Here is a 23,749-nt window from a genome sequence, read left to right as displayed (position 1 = left end):
TTTGCGTTACGCGATTAAGGCACGTTTCTGTCGTCCGCTGTGCATCGTGCTGCCCCGAAATCGCCGACAGTCGCATTCATGACCGATTCGTCATCACCGATAGTTGTTTCGCCTGCTGTCGCGCCGCGTGACGAGCGTGTCGGGTTCCTGCTGATTTTCCTGTCGGCGCTGATGTGGAGTTTCGGCGGCGCCATCGCCCGCTTCATCGACACCGGCGACAGCTGGACCGTGGTGTTCTGGCGCTCGGTCTGGGCCGCCGCCTTCCTGATCTGCTTCATGATCTGGCGCGACGGCTGGCACGGCACGGTAAGGTTGTTCCGCGGCATGGGCCTGCCCGGTCTTGCCGTGGCGTTCTGCTTCGCCACCGCATCGACCTCTTTCGTCGTGGCGCTTGCCTACACCACCGTCGCCAATATCCTTTTGATGCAGGCAGGCGTGCCGCTCCTGGCGGCGCTGTTTGCCTGGGTGCTGTTTCGCGAACGGGTAGCCTTGGCGACCTGGGTGGCGATTGCAGCCGTCATTGCCGGCGTTGCCATCATGGTATCGGAGTCGCTCGATGGCGCCGTGTCGCCCATCGGCGACGGCTTGGCGCTGCTCATCGCCGTGATGTTTTCGATCGCCACCGTCATCACGCGACGCTTTGCCCATGTGCGCATGACGCCGGCGACCTGCCTCGGCACGATGCTTGCCGCCGCATTCGCGGCCTCGCAGGCATCGCAATTCGGCGTTTCCAGCAGCGACATGGGCTTCCTGTTTGCATTCGGCGTGGTCAATCTGGGTCTCGGCCTTGCCTTCTTCGCCACCGGCGCCCGGCTCGTTCCGGCGGCGGTCGCAGCACTGCTCGGCACTTTCGAGCCGATCCTCGGCCCGATCTGGGTCTGGCTCATCCATTCCGAGGTGCCGTCGGGACGCACCATCATCGGCGGCGCGGTGGTGGTCACGGCGCTGCTCGTCCATATCGGGCTCGAATTCAAGCGTCAGGCGCGGCCGGTGCGGCCGGGTGTAACCGGCATGCCGTCGCCTAATTGATTGCAGCGCACGCGCCAAAGCGAGATGAGCCATTGACAATGGCGCAGCCGCGCGGGCAGGCTGCCAATACGGCAACAACAAGACAGGCTCATCTTGCCAAGTCTCCCCTCCGGGCCGACCGAGACCGGACAACATCGTCGTATCCCTGCCCGCGCCGTGGCGAGAGCCTTTGACGGCGCCGGAATGCCACCTGGATCACGACATGGGAACGGGGGACTCGGCCGCTGCACATCGAACCACCAAGGTGTCGGCGGTTCGCGCTTGTCGCTTGTCGGAAAGCCCAATAATCTGAAGCAAACGCCCAGCCGCGCAGCCCCGCGACGAGCTGGCGATGGAACACTCATCAAAGGAGAGACGCATGACCCGCAAAGCATTCTGGCTTTCGGCGACCTCGGCATTTCTGACGCTTTTCACCCTCGGCGCTCATGCCCAGGACCGCGTCGTCAACGTCTATAACTGGTCGGATTACATCGACAGCTCGATCATCGAGGACTTCACCAAGGAGACGGGCATCAAGGTCACCTACGACACCTTCGATTCCAACGAGCTCCTGGAGACGAAACTGCTTGCCGGCGGCAGCGGCTACGACGTTGTCGTGCCGACCGCCAATTTCCTCGCACGCCAGATCCAGGCAGGTGTGTTCCAGAAGCTCGACAAGTCGAAGCTGCCCAACATTTCCAACATGTGGGACATCGTTTCGGAGCGCACAGCCAAGTACGATCCCGGCAACGAATATTCGATCAACTACATGTGGGGCACGGTCGGCCTCGGCTATAACGTCAAGAAAGTGCAGGAAGCGCTCGGCACCGACAAGATCGATAGCTGGGACGTGTTCTTCAACCCGGAAAAGCTGGCCAAGCTGAAGGATTGCGGCGTCTATGTCCTCGATTCCCCGAGTGACATCCTCCCGAACGCCTTCAAATATCTGGGCATCGATCCCGAGACCACGTCGCCTGACGATTTCGCCAAGGCGGAAGAACTGATGCTGAAGATCAGGCCTTACATCCGCAAGTTCCACTCGTCGGAATATATCAACGCACTGGCCAATGGCGACATCTGCCTGGCCGTCGGCTGGTCGGGCGACGTGTTCCAGGCGCGCGACCGTGCGACGGAGGCCAACCGTGGCGTCGAGATCAGCTATTCCGTGCCGAAGGAAGGTGCCGAAATGTGGTTCGACCAGATGGCGATCCCGGCCGACGCGCCGCATGTCGCCGAGGCGCATGAATTCCTGAATTACATGATGAAGCCGGAAGTGATCGCCAAGTCGAGCAACTACGTCTTCTACGCCAACGGCAACAAGGCATCGCAGCAGTTCATCGACAAGGAGATACTCGAGGATCCGGCGATCTACCCGGACGAGGCGACGCTGGCGAAGCTGTTCACCATCGCCCCCTACGATTCCAAGACCCAGCGCGTCGTCACCCGCACCTGGACCAGGATCGTCACCGGGCAGTAAGCGACAATCAACGACCCCGGCAGGTGCTGCCGGGGTCAAGTCTTCTGGGGATAGAACGCAGGACGGAGTGGGATATGAAATCGCTTGGCAGCATCCGCAGGGATTTCGCGCCGTGGAACGATCCGAACGCCAAGCCATACATCCAGTTCGACAAGGTCACCAAGAAGTTCGGTGACTTCACCGCCGTCAACAATTTGTCGCTGACCATATTCGAGCGCGAGTTCTTTGCCCTGCTCGGGGCGTCGGGATGTGGAAAGTCGACGCTTTTGCGGATGCTCGCCGGCTTCGAGGAGCCGACCGCCGGCCGTATCCTGCTCGATGGCCAGGATTTGCGCGGCATCCCGCCATACCGGCGGCCGGTCAACATGATGTTCCAGTCCTACGCGTTGTTCCCGCATATGACGGTCGAGAACAACATCGCCTTCGGCCTCAAGCAGGACGGCATGCCGAAGCCCGACATTGCAGCGCGCGTTGGAGAGATGCTGAAGCTGGTCAAGCTCGAGCAGTTCGCCAAGCGCAAGCCGCACCAATTGTCCGGCGGTCAGCGCCAGCGCGTCGCGCTCGCCCGCTCGGTCGCCAAAAGGCCGAAGGTCCTGCTGCTCGACGAGCCGCTTGGCGCGCTGGACAAGAAGCTGCGCGAGGAAACGCAGTTCGAGTTGATGGATCTGCAGCAGTCACTCGGCCTTACCTTCGTCGTCGTCACCCACGACCAGGAAGAGGCGATGACCATGGCCGACCGTATCGCCATCATCGACAAGGGCGAGGTGATGCAGGTGGCGACGCCGGCGGAAGTCTACGAGGCGCCAGGCTCCCGTTTCGTCGCCGGCTTTGTCGGCAACGTCAACATGTTCGAAGGCAAGATTGCGCATGGCGAGGCCGGCGCTGCAAGCATCGACGCGGGCAACGGCATCACCATCCGGACCGAGAATGCCGGCGATGCCGCCACCGGCGCGGCCGTCGCCTTCGCCATCAGGCCGGAGAAGATCAGAATATCGTCGAAGAAGCCGGCCGGTGCCGTCAACGCCATCGAGGGCGAGGTCTACGATATCGCCTATCTCGGCGACATGACCGTCTATCACGTCAGGCTTGACGACGGCCACGTGGTGCGGGCCAGCACGATGAACGCGGCCCGCATCACCGAGGATCCGCTGAGCTGGAACGACCGTGCCTGGGTATCGTTCAGGCCGGACGCCGGCGTCGTGCTGACGCGATAGGGGCTGTCATGTCGAATGCCGCTGTCACCGCCGCAGCAAGCTCTCGGGCCGCCGCTGCGGGCAAATCCGCCCTGACCAGACTGGGAGAGGCCTTCGTTGGCCGTCTTGTCATCATCATTCCGTATCTCTGGCTGGTCTTCTTCTTCCTCATTCCGTTCGTCATCGTCTTCAAGATTTCGCTGTCGCAGACGGCGATCGCTATACCGCCCTACACGCCGGTTCTTGGCTTCGGTGATGGCCTTTCCGGTTTTTTCGCCCAGCTGAAACAGCTCAGCATGGATAACTACACGTGGCTGACGCAGGACGCGCTCTACGTCAACGCCTATGTGACGAGCGTCATCGTCGCCGCCATTTCGACGGTGCTGACATTGCTTGTCGGCTACCCAATCGCCTATGGCATGGCCCGCGCGCCGGCGACGCTGCGCCCGATTTTGCTGATGCTGGTGATCCTGCCGTTCTGGACCTCGTTCCTGATCCGCGTCTACGCCTGGATCGGCATCCTCAAGCCCGAGGGGCTGCTCAACCAGCTGCTGCTCGCCACCGGCGTCATCAGCCAGCCGCTGATCATCCTCAACACCTACACCGCGATCTTCATCGGCATCGTCTATTCCTATCTGCCGTTCATGGTGCTGCCGCTTTATTCCGCCCTCGAGAAAATGGATTATTCGCTGATCGAGGCGGCCAAGGACCTCGGCTGCCCGCCGACCAGCGCCTTCTGGAAGATCACCTTTCCGCTGTCGCTGCCCGGCGTCATCGCCGGCTGCCTTCTGGTGTTTATTCCCGCCGTTGGCGAGTTCGTCATTCCCGACCTGCTCGGCGGCTCGCAGACGCTGATGATTGGCAAGACGCTGTGGAACGAGTTCTTTGCCAATCGCGACTGGCCGGTGTCGTCGGCCGTAGCCGTCATCCTGCTGTTGCTGCTGATCGTGCCGATCATGCTCTTCCAGCGGGCCCAGGCCCGCGCCCAGGAACAGGATCGGTAACCCATGAACGCCACCTGGAGCCGCTTCAACCTCACTTCGATCGTGCTGGGCTTTGCCTTTCTTTACCTGCCGATCGTCCTGCTCGTCGTCTTCTCCTTCAACGAGTCGAAATTGGTCACCGTCTGGGGCGGCTTCTCGACCAAATGGTACGTCTCGCTGTTCCACAACCAGGGCCTCATGGACGCCACCTGGGTAACGGCCCGCGTCGCCGTCATCTCGGCCACCGTGGCGACCGTGCTCGGCACGCTGGCGGCTCTTACCTTGACGCGCTACACGCGCTTCAAGGGCCGGATGCTGTTTTCCGGCATGGTCTTTGCGCCGCTGGTCATGCCGGAAGTCATCACCGGCCTGTCGCTGCTGCTGCTCTTCGTCGCCGTCGGGCTCGACCGCGGCTTCCTCACCGTCACGCTTGCCCACATCACCCTGACCATGTGCTTCGTCGCCGTCGTCGTGCAGTCGCGCCTGATCACGTTCGACCGCTCGCTGGAAGAGGCCGCGATGGATCTTGGCGCGCCGCCGGTGAAGACCTTCTTCCAGATCACGCTGCCGGTCATCATGCCGGCGATTGTGTCTGGCTGGATGCTGGCGTTCACATTGTCGCTCGACGATCTGGTCATCGCCAGCTTCACCTCAGGGCCCGGCGCCACCACGCTGCCGATGAAGATCTACAGCCAGGTTCGTCTCGGTGTGACGCCGGAGATCAACGCCGCCTGCACCATCCTGATCGCGGTCGTGGCGGTCGGGGTCATCATCGCGTCGCTCGCCAACAAGCGTCGCGAGGTGCAGCGCCAGCGCGACGAGCAGGCCGCGCAGCGCGGGTGACGAAAGGGGCGGCAGCAGCAAAAGCCGGCAGGAAGCGCTTCTGACGACGACCGCAGCAGCCTCGTTGCCTACTCGCCGGAAACCCCGCGGCTTATCGGCGAAATGAACGGGGTGCTCCACGTTCCGCCGACGAAGAACGAAGACTGGTTGGGACCTTGGTCATTTGTCTGCGTGGCTGGATGGTCCGCCTGAATGATGCCGCCGGACAGCGCCAGCCCGCGCCCGGCATAGGAGGCGATGCCGGAAAGCCAGATCTTGTACTTCGCCGAATTCGCTTCGGCCTTGTCGATCTTCGCCACACCGTTCGAAATGCTCGCCTTGAGTTCGGCCCCGTCGATCGGCAGCGTTCCGTCGGAGACATCGTCGAGCGCGAAGAACCCGCCCTGTTCGTTGTGTTTGAGAAACGCCGGCAAATTGAACCGGCTCAACGCGCCCTGGCCGAATTTCGCCGAAACCGAGCCGTCGGCGTTTTCGAAAATGGAATCCCAGGTTCTGCCCGGCCCCTTGAGGATGACCGAAACGGTTCCCGTGCCGATCGGCACCAGTCGCGTCATTCCGGCTGCGGTGCCAAAAGCGCCGCCGTCGATGTCGGAGGCGAGCAGCCTGATCTCGACCTGCGTGCCTCCCGGCTTGCGGTCGAAACGAAGACTGCTCTGGATGTTGCCGCCAAAGGCCGATGCATCGGAAATATCGAAGACGGCAAGACCGTCCTTGACCTGGGCGGCGGCGGCGACGTCGGCAAGCTGGATGGCGCCTGCGGTGGCCTGCGCTGCCGACAGTCTGAGATCGAGATTGATCCGGTCGGCGACGCTTATGTCGATTTCGCCGGGGCCAGCGCCGTCCGTAGGCGCCAGGGGCGTGAAGGCGGAGAGAAACGACCGCAAGTCGAGCGTCTCGAAGGCGAGCGTACCGGCGATCACCGGCCGTGCCTCGCCAAAGGAGAAGTCCAGCGCACCCATTCCCGGATTGTCGTCCAGAGCGATCTCGGTGTTTTCGAATTTAATGCGGCCGGAGGTCGCCGTGACCTTGCTGGAAACGGAAACCGAGCCGATTGCCGCGCCCGGCGCGATGCCGGCCCGCGACCATTCGAGCACGCGCCTGAGCGAGGGTGCGGCAAATTTCGCCTGGCCGTCGAAATAGGCGTTCTCGGACATGCTGGCCACGCCGTCGAAGGAAAAACTGGCAGGGGCCGCCTTGAAGGAAAGCGTCATCGGCGCCGCACCGCCCCCAAACAGCACCAGCGGGTTCGACGATGCGGCATCCACAGCGACGCTTTCGCCACGCCAGATCCCGGTCGCCGACAGCGTCGCATTGCTGTTCATTGCGGCCCAGTTCGCCTGCCCGCTCAGGCTGCTCAGTATCTCAGCGTCCTTGCCATCGACGGAGGTCAGCACGCGGCCGTTCCTGAACTCCACGGTGCCGAACGGGTCTGCCGGCAGCTTGCTCAGGTCCGGCTTGGCTGGATTGGCGCTGACCACGGCGCGAGCGATGTCGATGGAACGCGTGATGCGCCCGCCTGAAGGCAGGGCGGGCAGGAAAAGCCCATGTGCTGCGCGTTGAACCCTGATCGTCGGCCGGATCAGCCGCGCCGTCGAGAACACCACGTTGCCACGCAACGCCGCCATGGCGGAGAGAATGACCTCGACCCGTTCGGCCTCGATCACAGGCGGCGCGTCGCTCTCTGTCCATTGCGAAAGCGTCACGTCGGACAGGATGGCCCGGAAATTCGGCCAGACCTCAATCCGCGGGGCCCCGTCGATGTTGACCCTGAAACCGCTCCATGCACTCATTTCCCAGGCGATGCGGTCGCGCACGATGCGGGTCGAGGCGACCAGCGGCAGGGCGGCAACGGCCAGCGCAATGACGAGCACGGCAACGCCGATCGCCCATATTCCGCGCCGGATCAAAGGTGATGACATGTCGCCCCGTATGCTTCCGTTCCGACAAGAATCGCCCGACGGGTGTAACCCACGGCTGACGCATTTCAAGTCTTTATGGCCCAGCGATGGCATTTGCGCACATCCACGTCGCTCGACCGAACAAAATCTTGCTCTGCTGCGCCGCGATATGCATAAGCGATGCCAATGCATGTCGCCAAAATGCGCGCCCTTTTGGGATAACGCATACATAAAAACAAAAGTCTAAAGCGCGTCGCGTGAATCTCTTCAAACGTGACGTGCTTCAAGGAGGAACGATCATGGCCGGCGACGCACCGCTCTGGGCACCAACGAAAGACCAGGTCGACGCCGCGCCGATGACTGCCTTCATGCAGGCTGCCGCGGCCGCAACCGGCAAGGATTTTTCCTCCTACGCCGATCTACATCGTTGGTCGATCGACGATCGCGAGGCATTCTGGAGCCTGGTCTGGGATTTTTGCGGGATCGTGGGCGACAAGGGCGCCAGTGGCGGGATCAGTGGCGGCGAGCGCGTGCTTGTCGATGGCGAGAAAATGCCCGGCGCCGCCTTCTTTCCCGACGCGAAGCTGAACTTCGCCGAGAACCTGTTGAAGAAAACCGAGCTCGGTGATGCCATCGTCTTTCGCGGCGAAGACAAGGTCGAGCGCCGGCTCTCCTGGAATGAGCTGCATGCGCTGACCTCGCGGCTGCAGCAGCTTTTCCTGTCGCTCGGGGTGAAACAGGGCGACCGCATCGCCGCCATGATGCCCAACATGCCGGAGACGGTCGCGGCCATGCTGGCGACAGCCTCGATCGGCGCCGTCTGGTCGTCCTGCTCTCCCGATTTCGGCGAACAAGGCGTGCTGGACCGGTTCGGCCAGATCGAGCCTGTCGTCTTCATCGCGCCCGACGGTTACTGGTACAATGGCAAGGCGATCGAGGTCGCCGACAAGATCGCGGCGGTTGCCGCAAAGCTTCCCACCGTCGGCAAGATCCTGATCGTCGACTATCTCGGCACGTCGACCGATGTGGCGGCGACCATCGAGAAGGCGACTGCGCTGGACGAGGCGCTCTCATCCTTTGCCGCCAAGTTCGTAACCTTCGAACGGTTGCCGTTCGCGCATCCGCTCTACATCCTGTTTTCTTCCGGAACGACCGGCATTCCCAAATGCATCGTCCATTCGGTCGGCGGAACGCTGATCCAGCATCTCAAGGAAGAACGGCTCCACGCCGGCCTGCTCGACGGCGACCGCTTCTTTTATTTCACCACCTGCGGCTGGATGATGTGGAACTGGCTGGTGTCCGGCCTGGCGTCGGGCGCAACCCTTCTGCTTTATGACGGGTCGCCCTTCTATCCCGACGGCAACGTGCTGTTCGACTTCGCCGACGCCGAGAAGATGACCTATTTCGGCACCTCGGCCAAATTCATCGATTCCGTGCGCAAGGCCGGCCTCAGACCGATCAAAACGCATGATCTTTCCAGCGTGCGCACGATTTCCTCCACCGGCTCGCCACTGTCGCCCGAGGACTTCCGCTTCGTCTATGACGGCATCAAGCAGGACGTGCATCTCGCCTCGATCTCCGGAGGCACCGACATCGTCTCCTGCTTCGTGCTCGGCGTGCCGACCGAACCGGTATGGACCGGAGAGATCCAGGGGCCTGGTCTCGGCCTCGCCGTCGATGTCTGGGACGACGACGGCCACCCGCTCAGGCAGGAGAAGGGTGAACTCGTCTGCACCAAGACGTTTCCGGCGATGCCGATCGGCTTCTGGAACGATCCCGAAGGCAAGAAATACCATGCAGCCTATTTCGAGCGCTTCGACAACGTCTGGTGCCACGGCGACTTCGCCGAATGGACCGCTCATGGCGGCCTGATCATCCATGGCCGCTCCGACGCGACGCTCAACCCCGGCGGGGTGCGGATCGGCACGGCGGAGATCTACAACCAGGTCGAGCAGATGCCGGAAATCCTGGAAGCACTGTGCATCGGCCAGGATTTCGACAATGATGTGCGGGTTGTGCTGTTCGTGCGGCTGGCAGCGGGGGTGCAACTCGACGCCGAGCTGGAAAAACGCATCCGCGCGAAAATCCGCAGCGGCGCGAGCCCCCGCCACGTGCCGGCTAAAATCGTCGCCGTCGCCGACATTCCACGCACCAAATCGGGTAAGATCACCGAGCTTGCGGTGCGCGACATGGTGCATGGCCGCGCTGTCAAGAACAAGGAGGCGCTGGCCAATCCCGAAGCGCTCGAGCTGTTCCGCGACCTGCCGGAACTGGCCAGCTGAGCAAACAGGCCGGCGGCGCTATTCGACTTGATAGGCCCGGTCGGCATGGTTAACGAAATATCTCGCTCGAATTTACCTAGATTTCATGAGTGGTACACATTGGTAAATTTTTCGCGGCGCCGGTAAGGTTTTGTTAAGGGCCGGCATCGATAGTCGTGCGTAACTTGAGGGAGAAATCCCGCTCCTCTAAATCCCAGAGGATCTGAATTCGCTCAAGCCCCGTTGTAACAGCAATCAAATCATTCAAGGCGTCCTGTTGGGCGCCTTTTCTTTTGGAGCATCGGACCCAAAAGTGGGCACCGGTTTTGGGAGAATCCGATGCTCAAACTAAAAGATAGAGCATCGGACCCAAAAGTGGGCGCCGGTTTTGGGAGAATCCGATGCTCAAACTAAAAGATAGAGCGGCGACACGGACGGACTGAAAGTCCGCCGCTCTAATCCGCGAGCACGCGGGTCGACGGGAAAGCGACTTCGACCAGAGTGCCCTCGCCGGGCGTCGAGTTGATGGTGAACCGGGCCCGGTTCGCCTCGACCATGGCCTTGGTCAGCGGCAGCCCGAGGCCGGTGCCGTCGCCGCGCCCACGCTTCAGCGCGTTGATCTGCTTGAATGGCTTGAGCGCCTGCTCGATCTCCGACTGGCTCATGCCGATGCCGGTGTCGCGCACGCGCATCACGACGTCGCCGGAGATCTCGTAAGCTGTCGATACGATCACCTGGCCGCCGGCCTGCGTGTAGCGGATGGCATTCGACAGGATGTTCAGCGCGATCTGGCGCACGCTGCGCAGATCGGCCACCACTTCCGGCAGCCGTGAGGCGAAGCTGGAGCGGATGATGACACGTTCGCGGTTGGCTTGCGGCTGCATCATCGCTACCGTCTCGGCCAGTGTGTCGTTGAGCGACACCGCCTCATAGGCCATCTCCTGCTGGCCGGCCTCGATCTTCGAAATGTCGAGCAGATCGTTGACCAGGTCGAGCACATGGTTGCCCGACCGGTTGATGTCGCGCAGATAGTCGCGGTAGCGGTCATTGGCGACCGGCCCGAATTTCTCGTCGACCATCAGCTCGGAAAACCCGATGATGGCGTTGAGCGGCGTGCGGATCTCGTGGCTGATACGGGCGAGGAAGTCGGTCTTTTGCGAGGAGGCGCGCTCGGCCACAGCGCGCGCCTGGGTCAGGTCCTCTTCGGCCCGCTTCCATTGGGTGATGTCGCGCACCACCGCGCAGAAGCCGCTGTCGTTGGGCAGGCTGCCGATGGTCATGAACAGTGGAATGAAGCGCCCCTGCGCCTCGCGTCCGATCACCTCGCGGCCGTCGTTGAGCACGCTCGCCACACCGGGCTCGGACAATCCGTCGAGATAGTCTCGCGCGGCGCGCTGGCTTTCGATCGCGAACAGCGAGACGAAGGGCTTGCCGGTCACCTCGTCGCTGTCGAAACCGAACAGCGCTTCCGCCGGGCGGCTGATCGAGCGGATCGTTCCGTCCCGGCCGATCAGCACGACGCCGTCGGTCGCGGTGTCGATGATGGTGCGCATCTCGGCGATGCGTGCCTTGAGCTCGGAAGTGTCCGGCTGCGTCTGGTCGTCGGCGGCGCCATGCGGAATGGCTGCTGCCTCATCGTCGCCGGAACGGCGCACGACCAGCATCAGCGCCTTGCCGCCACGCCACGGCACCGAACGCAGAATGGCCTCGATAGGAAACTCCTGACCGTCATGCGTCTTCAACCGTAGCGCGTGATCGGTTCCGTCGGAGGCGCTGTCGTCGTAAGGATCGGCAAACAGCGCGCCGAGGCCACCGGCATCCTCCAGATCGTCGAGCGTGTCATAGCCGGTCAGTCTGAGGAATTCCTCATTCGCATAGTGGAGATCGTCGCCGGAATGAATGAGCAGCGGCACCGGCAGCTTGCCGAGGATCGAAGTGTCCGGAGCCTTGCTGTCATCTGCGGTCGAAAAAGCCGATGGCACGAAGCCTTCGAGCTTGAGCGGCGGCGCCTGCAGGCGTGGCGGTTCGACCGGCGCCGGCTCCACGTCGCCGGCATCGCCTAGGTGATCGGCTGACGAACGGGCTTCGTCGTCCTCGGAAGGCGCCCAATCCTCGCTGTCTTCTGCGTCACGGAAATCGGCAGCCGTCATGCTGTCGTCGTCTTCGGCGGCGGTCGATCGACTGCCCGTGTCGGTGGGTTCGACTACCTCTCGCGCCGCCCTGTCCGGCTCCGAATGCGGCGCACCGTCGCTGTTGTCGGCGACATAGTCCCGGTCGGCGTAATCGAGCAGCGAGCCTGAGACGCCGGGCACGGTTGCTTCCGGCTGCTCGCCGTCGAGCCTTGCGACATCCTTCTCGTCTTCGGCATCCGTTTCGGTCGGTGCCGCCGCAGCCGGTTTTGCAGCATCGGGCTGTTCGGTCGGGGGATTGTCCTTCTTGAGCCGCTCGCCGATTTCACGGAATGCACTGCGTTCCAGCGTCGACAGGCCTTTGTCGTTGGCCGGCTGCCTGTGCTCGGCCAACCGGATCACCTTGTCGGCAAAGCGCCGCTCCGGCTTCGGCACGATGGTCAGCGCCGGTACCTCGCCCTGGAACGGGTCGGTTTTGTCAGGCGTTTGGGCGACTTCCGGTTCGACGGCTGCGGTGGCCTCGGCATTGGGGACAAGCGCCATACCGATCGCTTCGGGATCGACCACCGCATCGCTGGTGCGGGCAACGCCGAAGCCGCGAAAACCCTCGAAGGCACGGCTGCGGCCGTAGACAGGCAGCGCCGCCAGGTCGACGGGTATCTTGAAATCGGTGCCGGCAACCGGCCATAGCACGGAGCGGCCAGACCATGTGTCGCGTCGGTCAAGCAGGCCCGCGATCTCGCCGGACGCATCGAGGTCGAAGGTGGCCGCGACGTCCCTGAAGCGCCGGCCGATCACATCGGCGGCAGGCTTGCCGACGAGTTCCGCGAATTCCGGCGACAGCGCACTGAACCTGCCTTCGGCGTCGGTTCGCCAGACGAAACGCAGGGGCGGCGCCGCGCGGTCGATCGAAGGGATGGCACGCTCAGTCGGGGAGGCGGCCCTGATGGCATCCTGTGCGGAACTTTCCGCCGAAGCATCCGCCTCGACATGTCCGGACGCATCCGGTCCCGGCTTTTGCGCCTCATCCTCGCTGGCGCTGAAATACCAATGGTCATGCAGAGGAGGCATTCCGCCGGCCGCTTCCGGACCCTGCTCGGTCGAATCGGGCGCGGTTGAATCAGGTCCGGTCGGATCGGGCCCGATGGAATCGGCAATCTCATGCTCCGCCGACACCGATGTGTCTTCGCCGGCTGCCCGGACTGTCTGCGCTGCCGCACCCGTCTTCGCGACTGCTGCCGGCGCATTGTCCTGTTCTGCATTTGGCCGGACTGCGGCATCGGCCGCCGCCGCACCGGTTGCGGTTTCCATCCCCGCGCTGCGCTCGCCAGCAGAGGCTTCTTCGGAGTCAAGCTGGTCCTCGTCGATCACCACCAGCAGGTGCCGCTCGTCCGTCAGCCGGGCGAGGCCGGCCGGATAGGAAGTGGTGCCGCCTGGAACGAGGCGTTTGACGATGCGGTCGCTCTCGTGCGCCACATCGACCACAAGCGCTGCCAGCGTTTCGGGCAAGATGCCGAGCGCCGAAAAACCATCGGAAGCGGCCTCGATGTTGCCCTTGGCGTCGAGGAAGGCGATGTAATGACCGTCTTCGGTAAAGCCGCTGATGGCCCGAGCGGCGATCTCGGCGGCGCTGCGCGAGCCGGTCTGCGCCGCCGGCACCGCCAGCATGATCGCGTTCTCGCCGTCAGGCATTGTCACCGCGCTGGCCAGAAAGCCAACCGCGCGGCTGGTCAGGCCGGTTGCCAGCCGCACCGCGATGGCGCGGTCGCGGCCGATCTGTGGAAAACCGCTTGTCGCCATGATCTGGCGCCTGGCGATCAGCGGCAAGCCTGTCGAGGCGCCGATGATGGCCTCGATGTCGGGATAGCCGAACACCGCTGCCCCTGGTCCGTTTGCCCAGATCACCTGTTCGAGGTCTGCCGACAGAAGGGCGATCGCGTCGCCGGCGGCAAAGCGCTTGCGGACCGCGTCGAGCACGGCGACGTCGAGGAAGGAGTAGTTTTCGGACGGCATGCGCTTTGGGAACCCTCACACAGCGGCAGTTTGCGGTTAACGCTTTGTTAATAAAAGCCGACGGCGCGAAGGTCCACAAGCCATAGCGTGCAACCGCCGGAATCTCTGGGCTCGTGGTTAACGCTGGGAGAGAAATTATATGGTGCGCTGCAACAAAGATATTGCAATGCACAAAATTTGCCTTTATATTGCCATCATACATGAACGAGACGGCTTTCTGTCGAAGCCGCTGCCACTGCAAAGGATGGAATATGTCCAGGACCAAGACCGCTGAAAACGTCGAATTCCCGAGCTTCGACGCTTCCAAGGCCACCGACCAGATCCGCGCTTTCGCCGAAAAGGGCGTCGAGCAGTCGAAAGAGGCCTATGCCAAGCTGAAGACCGGCGCCGAAGAGACCCAGAAGGCTCTGGAGTCGACCTTTGAGACCGCCAAGACCGTTTCCAACGACCTGTCGCTCAAGACCATCGCCGCTCTGCGCGCCAATACCGAAGCCGGCTTTTCGCATTTCGAAGCGCTGATCGGCGCCAAGTCGCTGTCGGAAGTCGTCGAGCTGCAGACCGCATTCCTGCGCCAGCGCGTCGAGATGACCGTCGAGCAGGCAAAGGATTTCCAGGCCGTCGCCTCCAAGGCGGCCGAGGACGTCTCCAAGCCGATCAAGTCCGCCTTCGAGAAGGCGATGAGCGAAATTAAGGCCGCCTAATATTTGCGCATATTTCGAAGATGCAACAAAAGGTCGCATTTCTTCGAACAGGATTATGTGAGATATAGTGGTCAAGCGAATACCCGGCGGGTGGAACCTCCTCCCTCTGCTCTCCGGGGTGACCAGCCAGCACCTCCTCCCGCTGGCTCGTAACAGGAAAAGGCCGGCACCTCCTCCCGCCGGCCTTTTTCTTTGCCCGGCGAAAGGTGACGATCTTTGCCTTGCCAAAAGCCTTGAATTAAACTCCGATAGCCCGTATGGACGCATCGCCGAACGATAGAGCGGGTCCCGGGAGAATGAACGGTCCATCTCGATCCCGCTCGGGCAAGCGTGCCGTTGTAGCTCAGATGGTTAGAGCGCCGGATTGTGGATCCGGAGGTCGCTGGTTCGATCCCAGCCAACGGTACCATCGATTTCCTCAATAAACTCAATGCGTTGTGTAAAACGACCAATTGTCGCTTGCAGGCATTTTGTGTCGCGTCATGTCGCAACTGCTACCGTTGATTTCCAAGGGTTCCCTGTCACACTTGGCAGGTCCACGCGACATTGGCGCGACATAGAGAGGGCAAACTGAATCTGGAAGAAGATCGAGATCAAAACCGGCGCGAAGACCGCCGAGATTTGGAAAACAATCCAGGACAGCTTTGAAACGATCTTTGTAGCGGCTGGCGGTCCAGAGGACGCCGCAATGTATTTCAGCTCACGAATTCCCGGCAATGACGTGTGCCCGGGTTGACCCACTGCGTTGCCGGCCACGTCTTCATGGCCTCTGGCGGCGGGCCTGGGTGTTCCTACCCGCGTCCAGTTCTAGCGCACTGCCTAAAACTCGTATCCAAATCGCTCTATGTCAGTCCTGTAGATAGTCCACACCATGTTCCTTGTCTCGGGCGTGTAGTAGTCGCGGTAGTCGGCCTTTCGAATTGACTTCTTGCTATGCGGCAAAGCGACGTTTGCTAACCCGATTCTCTCGGAAACGTGGGTGAATTCCTCACGGATCTGCTCAAAGCGCCCGACGTGATCAACTAGCAAGCTTCCATCATGGTCATCAATGAACAGGTGTTGTGCCCGCCATTGAGGATGATCGACGCGCTGGATAGCTTTCAGATACGAGCGGAAAGACATAAAGCGGTTCAGACCAAGGATTTTGCGCAAATCACGGCGCCAAGTCTTGGTGTAGAGAAACTGTGAAACAGCTTTGTCCCATGGGTTTCTAACGAGGGAAAACTTGAACATACGATCAAAAGTCTCCGCCCCTATCTCTGATCGGATTTGGGCGGCGGTAAGATGATGCAGGCCTTCTTTCTGGTGACGGTTTAGTTCTGGATTCTTCCAATATTGGTCAGCCGTTCGGCTTAACCGATCCGGCCAAATGGCATCTTCGATACTGGTGCCACCATTCTTCGGTATGTGAATAAACAAGCAGCCCAATTCTCGGCTCAGCATTTTTCCCGCCCCTCGATCCCACCGCGATCGATAGCATCGAAGACACTAAATTAGAAGTGGTGCATGACATGGCCTATAGTTCGCCCCAGCCAGCACAGCGCCTCCTCTTCGATCGTCATCATGGACGTTTACAGCTACCTGTTCCCAAGGGGCGACGATGGCGAAGCAGATGGCGGCTGCGGAAAAGCTCTTGCTCGGCTGAACGCAACACAAATGCAACATGCCGCAAAAAAAACTCCAACGAAATCAACAGATGCTCTCGGATTGTGGATCCGGAGGTCGCTGGTTCGATCCCAGCCAGGCGGCCGCGCTGCCTATCTGTCAGCCGCAATCGTCGCCTGCAGCCATTGCTTGATAGCATCGAAGGCGATCGGTTTGGTCGTGTCGACATCAAACAGCGGTCCGCGCCGCAGCGGCTCGGCGCGCTTGGCCAGTTCGATCAGTTCGGGGATGTAGGCCGCGCCGGGATGGCCGGCGGGACGCTGGTCGAGCCGTGCGCGATAGCGCTCGGCCAGAACCCCGCTGGGAGCATGGCACCAGATTTCGGCGGTCTGCTCGACGCCGGCCCTTCGCAGATGATCCTCGAGCATCTGGCGCGGCTGGAAGCCGAACCAGGCGTCGACGACAAATATGCTGCCCGCCGGAGCCTCGCCGACGACCGACCAGATGGCTTGGTAACTGGCGCGGCCGAGCGTGCGGTTGAATTCGCGATCGCCGCCGCCGAGCACTTCGAGGAACGGGTTCTTGATCGTATCGAGCGCGAGCAATGGCCAACCCATGCGCTCGGCGATGCCGCGCGAGACGGTGCTTTTGCCGCTGGCGGGGATGCCGTTGACAAGCACGGCGCGCCGGCTGGGCACGGCGCGCCTGCCGGGCACGGCGCGCCTGCCGGGCACGGCACGCCGGCCGGGGTTAGGCCGGGCAGATGGCAAGGACACGGGCGCGACTGCCGCCTTCGTCGCGAGCGCTTGCAGACTGGCGCCGATGACGCCGGCGTCGTCGCCAAGTTGCGCCGCTTCCACCGGGCATTGGTACCACGGAGCCAGGGCGGGAGCCCTGGCAAGCGCCCGATGGGCCGCCAGGCCAAGTCCGCGGCCGAGCAGGACCAGGTCGGGATCGAACATGGCCACGGTCGTATCAATTGCCGCACGCAGCGGGCCGGCCCAGGCTTCCAGTATGCCGCGCGCCAAGGGATCGCCGCCCGCATCCCGGGCAAAAAGCTGATCGACCGAAACATCCGGACCGAGGCCTGCCCGCGCGATGTGACGGCCAAGCGCTGTGCCTGAGCTGGTGGTTTCAACGCAGCCGCGCCGGCCGCAGACGCATGCTTCGCCTGATATGTCGACCGTGATATGGCCGAGCTGCCCCGCCGTCCCCTTGCCGCGGACGATCCGCCGGTCCTGGACCACGGCACCACCAATTCCGGTCCCGATCGTGAACATGACGGTGCTTTCATGGCCTCTGGCGGCGCCGAGAGCCATTTCCGCGACCAGTGCCATGTTGCAATCATTGTCGATCACCACGGGCTTGCCCGTCAGGCTTTCCAGTCGCTGCGCCAGGGAGATCGTGGCAAGGTTGACATAGCCTCCGGACAAGACCGCGCCAAGCCGCGCATCGACGCGTCCGGGGACGCCGATGCCGATGGCCGCAACTTCGGGAGAATCGAGCCGGCGCACCATTTCGGCGATCCGGCAGAGCACGAGCTCCGGGTCCGGCGCGCTTTTCTCGGAAATGCGATCGAGGATTTCGCCCGTGCCGGAAATGCGGGCGGCGCGCAGATTGGTGCCGCCGATATCGATTCCTATGGCCATCGAACTAAGAGGCATGACGTCCTGTGCGTGCCTGGTGTGAACGCCGAATGGCTACAGCGCCGCGCGTCCTTTTGGACGCGCAAGGACGTTGTAGTACTTTGATTTTGCGCATGATCCTTTCCGAGATCGATGCCGATTATCGAGTCGTGCGCTAAGCGGCTTTCTGGCTGTAGTTTCCGATCACCGCCTGAAGCTCGCGCAATCTCGACACTGCGATGGTCTTAAGCCTTTCCCGCTGAATGTCACGGTCAAGCGAGATGCAGTCCTTCCACAGCGACCGGCCGGCGATGACGCCTGACGCGCCGTTCCTCATCGCGATCTCGACCTGGCCCAGGAATGTTGCGTGGTTGACGCCGGCGGAGAGGACCGCCCATGGCACCTTGCCAGCCATGCTGCTGATCCTGGCGCAGGCTTCCGGCGTTCCGGGATAAGGAAGCTTGAGCACCTTTGCCCCGCATTCCAGCGAAATCCGGGTGCCCTCTTCGACGAGCCAGGGGATCTTGGCCGTATAGTCCTCAAGGCTTTCCCCTTCGAGCTGATAGGTCAGGAACTCGACGACGAGCAGGAGGTCCTCTTGCGCGAAGTCGGCGATGCATTGGCGCAGAATGGCGACATTGTGCTCATTCGCCTCAGGCCTGTCGGCCCTGAGATAGACCATGATCTTGCCGCCGGTGCCGCCGAGCTCGCGGACGCGGCGCGCGCCGATGCCGGGAGCGAGGCGCGACAGGCGGTAACCGGCGGGCGAGACGTCGAAGCCCGAGGCATCGAGGCCGATGAGCAGAGCCGTATCGCGGTTCAGCACCCCTTCATCGACAACCCGCGGCACCGCGCAGAGCGGGTCGAGCAGCACGCAGGACGCCTGGCTGGCGAGGTATCGCGTGATGTCCGATTTGGTGTCGCCGAGCATGTCGTTGGTGATCTTGGCCTGTTCCGCAGGGTCCGCCGCAAGCAAGCTTCGCATGCCGCCGCGCTGGTCACAGGCGATGGCCATGATGGCCCCGTCCTGGCCGCATATCTGCTGGTAGCCGCGCAACTCTGCGGTCGTCATCTTTGCCATGGTCTTCTGTCCGATGTTGGCGCCCATTCACCAGGGCGCAGATCCGTGGAACAAGAAAGGTTTAGTTGTTACCTGCCTGTCGGAGGAGAATTTGCCGCTTTGATGCGCTATCGAACCGAGAAATTTGGCCTTTGGCCGCAATTTGCCGTGGAAACGAGCCCACGTTGCGAGTCAGCCGAATTTGCGCGATAACTGCCATCGGTCGAGTCTGTAACACATTGCTGAAAGGAATTGCAAGCTGGCTGTCCCTCCCGCACAAGATGCAGCCGCATCGCGGACGATGCTGCATACGGTCGCCAAACTGCACTATGAGGCGGAGATGTCGCAGGTCGATATCGCGCGGCGGCTTGGTGTCTCCACCGCGACCATATCGCGTCTCCTGCAGCGGGCGAGAGCAGAGGGCATTGTGCGGATCGAGGTTCTCGATCTTGCAACGCCCGAGGGCATCACCACGCAATTGGTCGAGGGACTCCACCTTCGCGACGCGGCGGTCATCGAAACGCCGGCGGCCGGCGCGCTGACGGCCCTCGCTGCGCCGCTCGGCGCCTTGCTCAAGCAAGCGGAATTGACGGCCGGCTCGGTGGTCGCCATTGGCTGGGGGCGAGCCATTCGCGAGGTGATCCAGGCAGGCCTGCCGCGCATTCCCGGCGTTCTTACCGTCGCTGCCACCGGCGGCATGCAGCAGCAGGCGCCGCATTTTCAGATCAACGAGTTTGTCCGGCTCGCCGCCGAAGAGTTCGGCGGGACGCCGCATTTCATCCATGCGCCCTATCTGCCGTCCTCCGAATTGCGTGAGGTCTTCCTCGGCGATGCGGCCATCCGCGACAGCGTCGCGCTTTGGGACCGGACCGACGTTGCGATCGTCGGCATCGGCCTGCCCCATGCCATCAATCCGCCCGAAGCGAGTGCGGCCACGCTGAGCGAACAGGCCCTGTTTCATGCGGCTGGAGACGTTATCCGTCATTACTTCGACGCCGAAGGCACGCTCATCCCGTGGGAGGGGGAGGGCCGGATGATCGCAATGTCGCCGGCCCAGCTTCGAGCCGTCCCCCTGTCGATCGGCGTTGCCGCCTCGCCGGAGAAGGCGATGGCCATCATCGGTGCCGTCCGCGCCGGGCTTATCAACGCGCTGGTTACGGACACGAAGACGGCCCAGGCCATCCTCGAGGCTCTCTTGCCCCGATAATGGTGGGCACGCCGATGTGTGACATCGGCACAGCTGATCGATCCCAAACTGATTGACACCAAACGGGATCACGAGCCCGCCGCCGCGAAATCATCTGTTGTGTCGTCAAAGAGTTGGGGCAATAGTCTGCGTGAGGGGGCTCTGCGGAGCAGACAGATAGTGTCCGGCTTGAAAGCGGTTTCGATCCCGGAAATACCTTGTTGCAATTTCTTTCAGCAAAGTGTTACAACCTTGCGGCTAGGCAAGCATGCGCGCCGAGCGGCGCTGTTCCCTGCACCTTGCGGAGGCTAGGAACGGGACTGCGCATCAGGCTGGTCGGTTTCGACTGGCTGGACCTAACGACTGGGGGCGCTCGGGAGGAAAGCTGCCCATAACAGCAAGCAGGCGAAACCTGTTTCTCGCCGCCAGCACTTCACATAGCCGGAACGAATTGACGGCCATTTCAATGTCGATCGCAACGGCAAATCTGCCAACACCATGAGGAGGATGTTATGAAGAAGATTGTTGCCGCCCTGGCGGCTCTCGCCATCTGCGCAGCGGCGCTGGTCACGCCGGCGTTGGCGCAGGACAAAAAGTTCACCATTGCGCTCATTCCGGGTCTTACCACCGACGGCTTTTATATCACCATGCGCAAGGGGGCCCAGGCGGCAGCCGATGCCCTTGGTGTGACCCTGGTTTTCCAGGGCGCCCCGGATTTCAATCCGGTAACGCAAGTCCCCGTGCTTGACGCGGTCATCGCCAAGAAGCCGGACGCCATCCTGATCGCGCCGACCGACAAGGTTCAATTGGTCGAGCCGCTCCGCAAGGCCAATGATGCCGGCATTCCGGTGATCACCGTCGACACTTTCATCGGCAGCGGCGTCTACCAGACCGGCGCCGGCGAGGCGGATTTCCCACTGTCCTATATCGCTTCGGACAATGTTCTGGGCGGCGAGATCGCCGCGCGGGCATTGGCCAAGGCCATAGGCGACAAGGGCAAGGTCTACGTTTCAAACGTCAAGCCTGGCATTTCGACCACTGACCAGCGCGAAGAGGGCTTCAAGAAGGAGATGGCGGCCAATCATCCCGGCATCACCGTGCTCGAGACCCAGTTCAACGACAACGACGCCAACAAGGCCGCCTCGCAACTGCAAGCTGTGTTCGCGCGCAATCCCGATCTCGTTGGGGTGTTCGGTGCAAATCTGTTCTCGGCGCTTGGCGCGGCGAATGGCGTCCAGCAGGCCGGGCAGACCGGCACCGTCAAGGTCGTGGCGTTCGACGCGCCGACAAGCATTGTCGACAACATCAACACTGGCCTTGTCGACGTGGCGATTGCCCAGCATCCCGCGGAAATCGGTTACTTCGGCGTCATGTCGGCCTATGCCCATCTGACCGGCCAGTCGATCCCGGTTGCGGTCGGCACCGGCTTTACGATCATGGACAAGGCCAACATCGCCGACCCGAACATCTCGAAGTACCTCTATTCCGAATAAGTCCAGCAGGTCTCCTTCCGGCAGGCCGGAAGGAGACCTGCGCCGGGTCTTTTTGACCCTGTTTGACGGAGGCCGCGCTGCGATCGGAACCATTCATGACTTCAACATCGCCAATCGAAACGCATGTCGCTCCTCAGGCGGATCACGGTGATCCGGCCAGGAGCTGGCTCGCACGCATCGCCGAAGGACGCGCCTGGCTGTTCCTCGCCGCCCTGATCATCTGTTTTGAGGTCTGGTCGAGGCTCTCCTTCGGCGCGACCTTCGTGCTCAACCCGTTCAACGTGCAGTCCATTGCGATATTTGCCGTGGCGCCGCTGCTGCTGGCGACCGGGCAGACCTTCGTCATCATTTCGGGAGGCATCGACCTCTCGCTGGGCTTTATCATGGGTCTCGCGGCCGTCGTTGCGGCCCACGCCACGAATATGGCTGGCGCCGCCATGCCGGTACCTCTGGCCATGATGTTGGGCATTCTGGCGGCCGTGATCGTCGCCGGAGTACCTGGCGTCATCAACGGCTTGCTGATCTCGCGGCTTCGAATTCCACCCTTCATCGGCACGCTTGGCATGTTTGGCGTGGCGCGTGGCGCTGCGTTCCTGCTGGCCGGCGGCACGACGGTGCCGGTCCAGAATTCCTGGTTCGCGCTGCTTGGCAACGGCAGGTTCTACGGTGTGCCTTATCTCGTCATCATTGCCGCCGTCTTTGTCGTCGTGATGCACTATATCCTGAGCCAGACCCGGTTCGGCCAGCACAACTACGCCATCGGCGCCAATGTGCAGGCGGCGCGTCGCGCCGGCATCGACATCAGGGGCCACATCCTGCGCCTCTACGTGCTTTCCGCGATGTGCGCCGGCCTCGGGGGCGCGCTCTATGCAGCGCGCTTCACCGCGGGCGCCGCCCAGGCCGGCGAACCCTTGCTGCTCGACAGCGTCGCAGCCGTGGTGATCGGCGGCGCCAGCCTGTTCGGTGGCTCCGGCACCATCTTCGGGACGGTTGCCGGCGCCTTGGTGATCGCGGTCATTCAATACGGGCTGGTTTTCGTCAATGTCGAGCCGTTCTGGCAGTTCATCGCCGTCGGCCTTGTCATCATTATCTCCGTCCTTATCGACCAGGCGCAGCGCCGGTTCAGTGGAGCTCGCCAGGATGAATAGTTCCGAACAAACCACCCCCCTTCTCGAAGTCCGACACCTTTCCAAGCATTTCGGTGCGGTGCAGGCGCTGAACGATTTCTCCATGGCCGTGCGGCCGGGCGAAGTGGTGGCCCTGGCGGGCGACAACGGCGCCGGCAAGACGACGCTGATCAAGGCGATATCGGGCGTCTTTCAGCCGACCGGCGGTGAAATTCTGCTGAGAGGGCAGCCGGTGACGTTCGCGACGCCGCAGGAGGCGCGCGAAAAAGGCATCGAGACCATTTACCAGGATCTCGCTCTCGCCGACAATTTGTCCATCGGCGCCAATATCTTCCTCGGCCGTGAACCCATGCGCAAGGCCTTCGGTTTCTTGCCGGTGCTCGATCGCAGGGCCATGGCCGTCGCCGCCAAGCAGACCATGGGACGGCTGGACTTCCATGTCAGCCGGCTCGACGCCCCGGTCAGCAATTTCTCCGGCGGTCAACGGCAGGCCGTTGCCATCGGCCGGGCCGTCTATTGGGACGCGCAGATCCTGATCATGGACGAACCGACCGCGGCCCTCGGGGTCCCGGAGCAGCGCAAGGTCATTTCGCTCATCCACCAGCTCAAGGCGCAAGGGCGGGGCGTGATCTTCATCTCGCACAATCTGCAGGATATTTTCGCCGTGTCCGACCGCATCGTCGTGCTGCGCCGGGGCGTTCAAGCCGGCGAGCGCAAGATCTCGGAGACCAACCATGACGAAGTCGTCAAGCTCATGGTTGGCGGCTAGGCCGAGCTTTTCGATCGCTGAAGCAATGCGCCCCGAGGGAGTGAGCTTCCCGAGTGGCGGGCTGGCAAAGCGGGCCGCCACGGCAATTCTGCGGCGACAAGCGACCGCGGCAGGACCGCCGGCACAGCTACAGCCGCTAGCTGCAGTCGATTCCCGGCGAAATATGCTCGCCCCCGACGATGACAAAATGCCATCCAGATACGCTCGGCGCGGCGGAAAGAAGCAGGATGGCGAGCAGGGTCGACATTGCCTGAGGATGTCACTATATAGCGGCGGCTTTGGCCGCGTACCCCTAGGATCGCGCAGCGAATGGCGCCGCAAACGTGCCACGTATGTGAAACCTATTGTCATACAAATTGACTGGATTGCCGGAAAAAA

At 62.3% G+C, this 23,749-nt stretch carries 16 protein-coding genes and 1 tRNA gene; 12 read left to right on the top strand and 5 right to left on the bottom strand.

Features of this window, described 5'->3' with window-relative positions:
- Nucleotides 1-78 precede the first annotated feature (78 nt).
- The 5 genes from CIT26_RS04100 (at nucleotide 79) to CIT26_RS04080 (ending at nucleotide 5,504) form a co-directional block, all read left to right on the top strand.
- A complete protein-coding gene (locus tag CIT26_RS04100; RefSeq protein WP_095491379.1) occupies nucleotides 79-1,029 on the top strand; it encodes a DMT family transporter in 951 nt (316 codons plus the stop codon).
- Nucleotides 1,030-1,387: 358 nt separating this feature from the next.
- A complete protein-coding gene (locus CIT26_RS04095; RefSeq protein ID WP_095491378.1) occupies nucleotides 1,388-2,485 on the top strand; it encodes a polyamine ABC transporter substrate-binding protein in 1,098 nt (365 codons plus the stop codon).
- A 74-nt stretch (nucleotides 2,486-2,559) separates the two neighbouring features.
- On the top strand, nucleotides 2,560-3,699 hold the full coding sequence (locus tag CIT26_RS04090) for an ABC transporter ATP-binding protein (RefSeq protein ID WP_095491377.1): 1,140 nt from the start codon (nucleotides 2,560-2,562) through the stop codon (nucleotides 3,697-3,699).
- 8 nt (nucleotides 3,700-3,707) lie between these two features.
- On the top strand, nucleotides 3,708-4,682 hold the full coding sequence (locus tag CIT26_RS04085) for an ABC transporter permease subunit (protein ID WP_095491376.1): 975 nt from the start codon (nucleotides 3,708-3,710) through the stop codon (nucleotides 4,680-4,682).
- A 3-nt stretch (nucleotides 4,683-4,685) separates the two neighbouring features.
- Entirely contained in the window at nucleotides 4,686-5,504 is an 819-nt protein-coding gene (locus tag CIT26_RS04080; RefSeq protein WP_095491375.1) for an ABC transporter permease, read from the top strand.
- A gap of 68 nt (nucleotides 5,505-5,572) precedes the next feature.
- Here the strand turns inward: CIT26_RS04080 and CIT26_RS04075 are convergent, their stop codons facing one another.
- Nucleotides 5,573-7,423 (bottom strand): AsmA family protein, encoded by a 1,851-nt coding sequence (locus tag CIT26_RS04075; RefSeq protein WP_095491374.1) that lies wholly within the window; start codon nucleotides 7,421-7,423, stop codon nucleotides 5,573-5,575.
- A gap of 278 nt (nucleotides 7,424-7,701) precedes the next feature.
- Between CIT26_RS04075 and CIT26_RS04070 the strand changes: the two genes are divergently transcribed.
- Nucleotides 7,702-9,684: an acetoacetate--CoA ligase gene (locus CIT26_RS04070; protein ID WP_095491373.1), complete on the top strand. Its 1,983-nt coding sequence runs from the start codon at nucleotides 7,702-7,704 to the stop codon at nucleotides 9,682-9,684.
- 434 nt (nucleotides 9,685-10,118) lie between these two features.
- Here CIT26_RS04070 and CIT26_RS04065 read toward each other — a convergent pair whose 3' ends face one another.
- Nucleotides 10,119-13,805, bottom strand: a complete 3,687-nt coding sequence (locus CIT26_RS04065) for a PAS domain S-box protein (RefSeq protein ID WP_095491372.1) — start codon at nucleotides 13,803-13,805, stop codon at nucleotides 10,119-10,121.
- 251 nt (nucleotides 13,806-14,056) lie between these two features.
- On the opposite strand from CIT26_RS04065, the gene CIT26_RS04060 reads away from it, so the two are divergent.
- Nucleotides 14,057-14,506 carry a phasin gene (locus CIT26_RS04060; RefSeq protein WP_095491371.1) on the top strand — a complete coding sequence of 150 codons (450 nt, stop codon included), beginning with the start codon at nucleotides 14,057-14,059 and terminating at the stop codon, nucleotides 14,504-14,506.
- 332 nt (nucleotides 14,507-14,838) lie between these two features.
- A tRNA-His gene (locus tag CIT26_RS04055) sits at nucleotides 14,839-14,915 on the top strand.
- A 410-nt stretch (nucleotides 14,916-15,325) separates the two neighbouring features.
- On the opposite strand, the gene CIT26_RS04050 is transcribed toward CIT26_RS04055, so the two are convergent.
- The 3 genes from CIT26_RS04050 to CIT26_RS04040 all read right to left on the bottom strand — a co-directional run bounded on the left by CIT26_RS04050 (nucleotide 15,326) and on the right by CIT26_RS04040 (nucleotide 18,817).
- Nucleotides 15,326-15,949 carry a sulfotransferase family 2 domain-containing protein gene (locus tag CIT26_RS04050; protein WP_095491370.1) on the bottom strand — a complete coding sequence of 208 codons (624 nt, stop codon included), beginning with the start codon at nucleotides 15,947-15,949 and terminating at the stop codon, nucleotides 15,326-15,328.
- Between the two features lie 314 nt (nucleotides 15,950-16,263).
- Nucleotides 16,264-17,775 (bottom strand): ROK family protein, encoded by a 1,512-nt coding sequence (locus tag CIT26_RS04045; protein WP_095491369.1) that lies wholly within the window; start codon nucleotides 17,773-17,775, stop codon nucleotides 16,264-16,266.
- Nucleotides 17,776-17,911: 136 nt separating this feature from the next.
- Nucleotides 17,912-18,817 (bottom strand): tagatose-bisphosphate aldolase, encoded by a 906-nt coding sequence (locus tag CIT26_RS04040; protein WP_095491638.1) that lies wholly within the window; start codon nucleotides 18,815-18,817, stop codon nucleotides 17,912-17,914.
- Nucleotides 18,818-19,097: 280 nt separating this feature from the next.
- Between CIT26_RS04040 and CIT26_RS04035 the strand changes: the two genes are divergently transcribed.
- From CIT26_RS04035 to CIT26_RS04020, 4 genes are all read left to right on the top strand, one after another.
- Complete coding sequence (locus CIT26_RS04035) at nucleotides 19,098-20,003, top strand: sugar-binding transcriptional regulator (RefSeq protein ID WP_095491368.1); 906 nt, start codon at nucleotides 19,098-19,100, stop codon at nucleotides 20,001-20,003.
- A gap of 491 nt (nucleotides 20,004-20,494) precedes the next feature.
- A complete protein-coding gene (locus tag CIT26_RS04030) occupies nucleotides 20,495-21,475 on the top strand; it encodes an ABC transporter substrate-binding protein (protein ID WP_095491367.1) in 981 nt (326 codons plus the stop codon).
- A gap of 95 nt (nucleotides 21,476-21,570) precedes the next feature.
- A complete protein-coding gene (locus CIT26_RS04025) occupies nucleotides 21,571-22,623 on the top strand; it encodes an ABC transporter permease subunit (RefSeq protein WP_095491637.1) in 1,053 nt (350 codons plus the stop codon).
- Nucleotides 22,616-23,371 (top strand): ATP-binding cassette domain-containing protein, encoded by a 756-nt coding sequence (locus tag CIT26_RS04020; RefSeq protein ID WP_095491366.1) that lies wholly within the window; start codon nucleotides 22,616-22,618, stop codon nucleotides 23,369-23,371. The genes CIT26_RS04025 and CIT26_RS04020 overlap by 8 nt, the downstream gene beginning before the upstream one ends.
- The last annotated feature ends 378 nt before the right edge of the window (nucleotides 23,372-23,749 follow it).

It is taken from the genome of Mesorhizobium temperatum (genome assembly GCF_002284575.1).
GTDB classification, from domain to species: Bacteria; Pseudomonadota; Alphaproteobacteria; order Rhizobiales; family Rhizobiaceae; genus Mesorhizobium; species Mesorhizobium temperatum.
The sequence above is the reverse complement of the archived record's forward strand: the minus strand, read 5'-3'. Positions and strand labels throughout refer to the sequence as shown.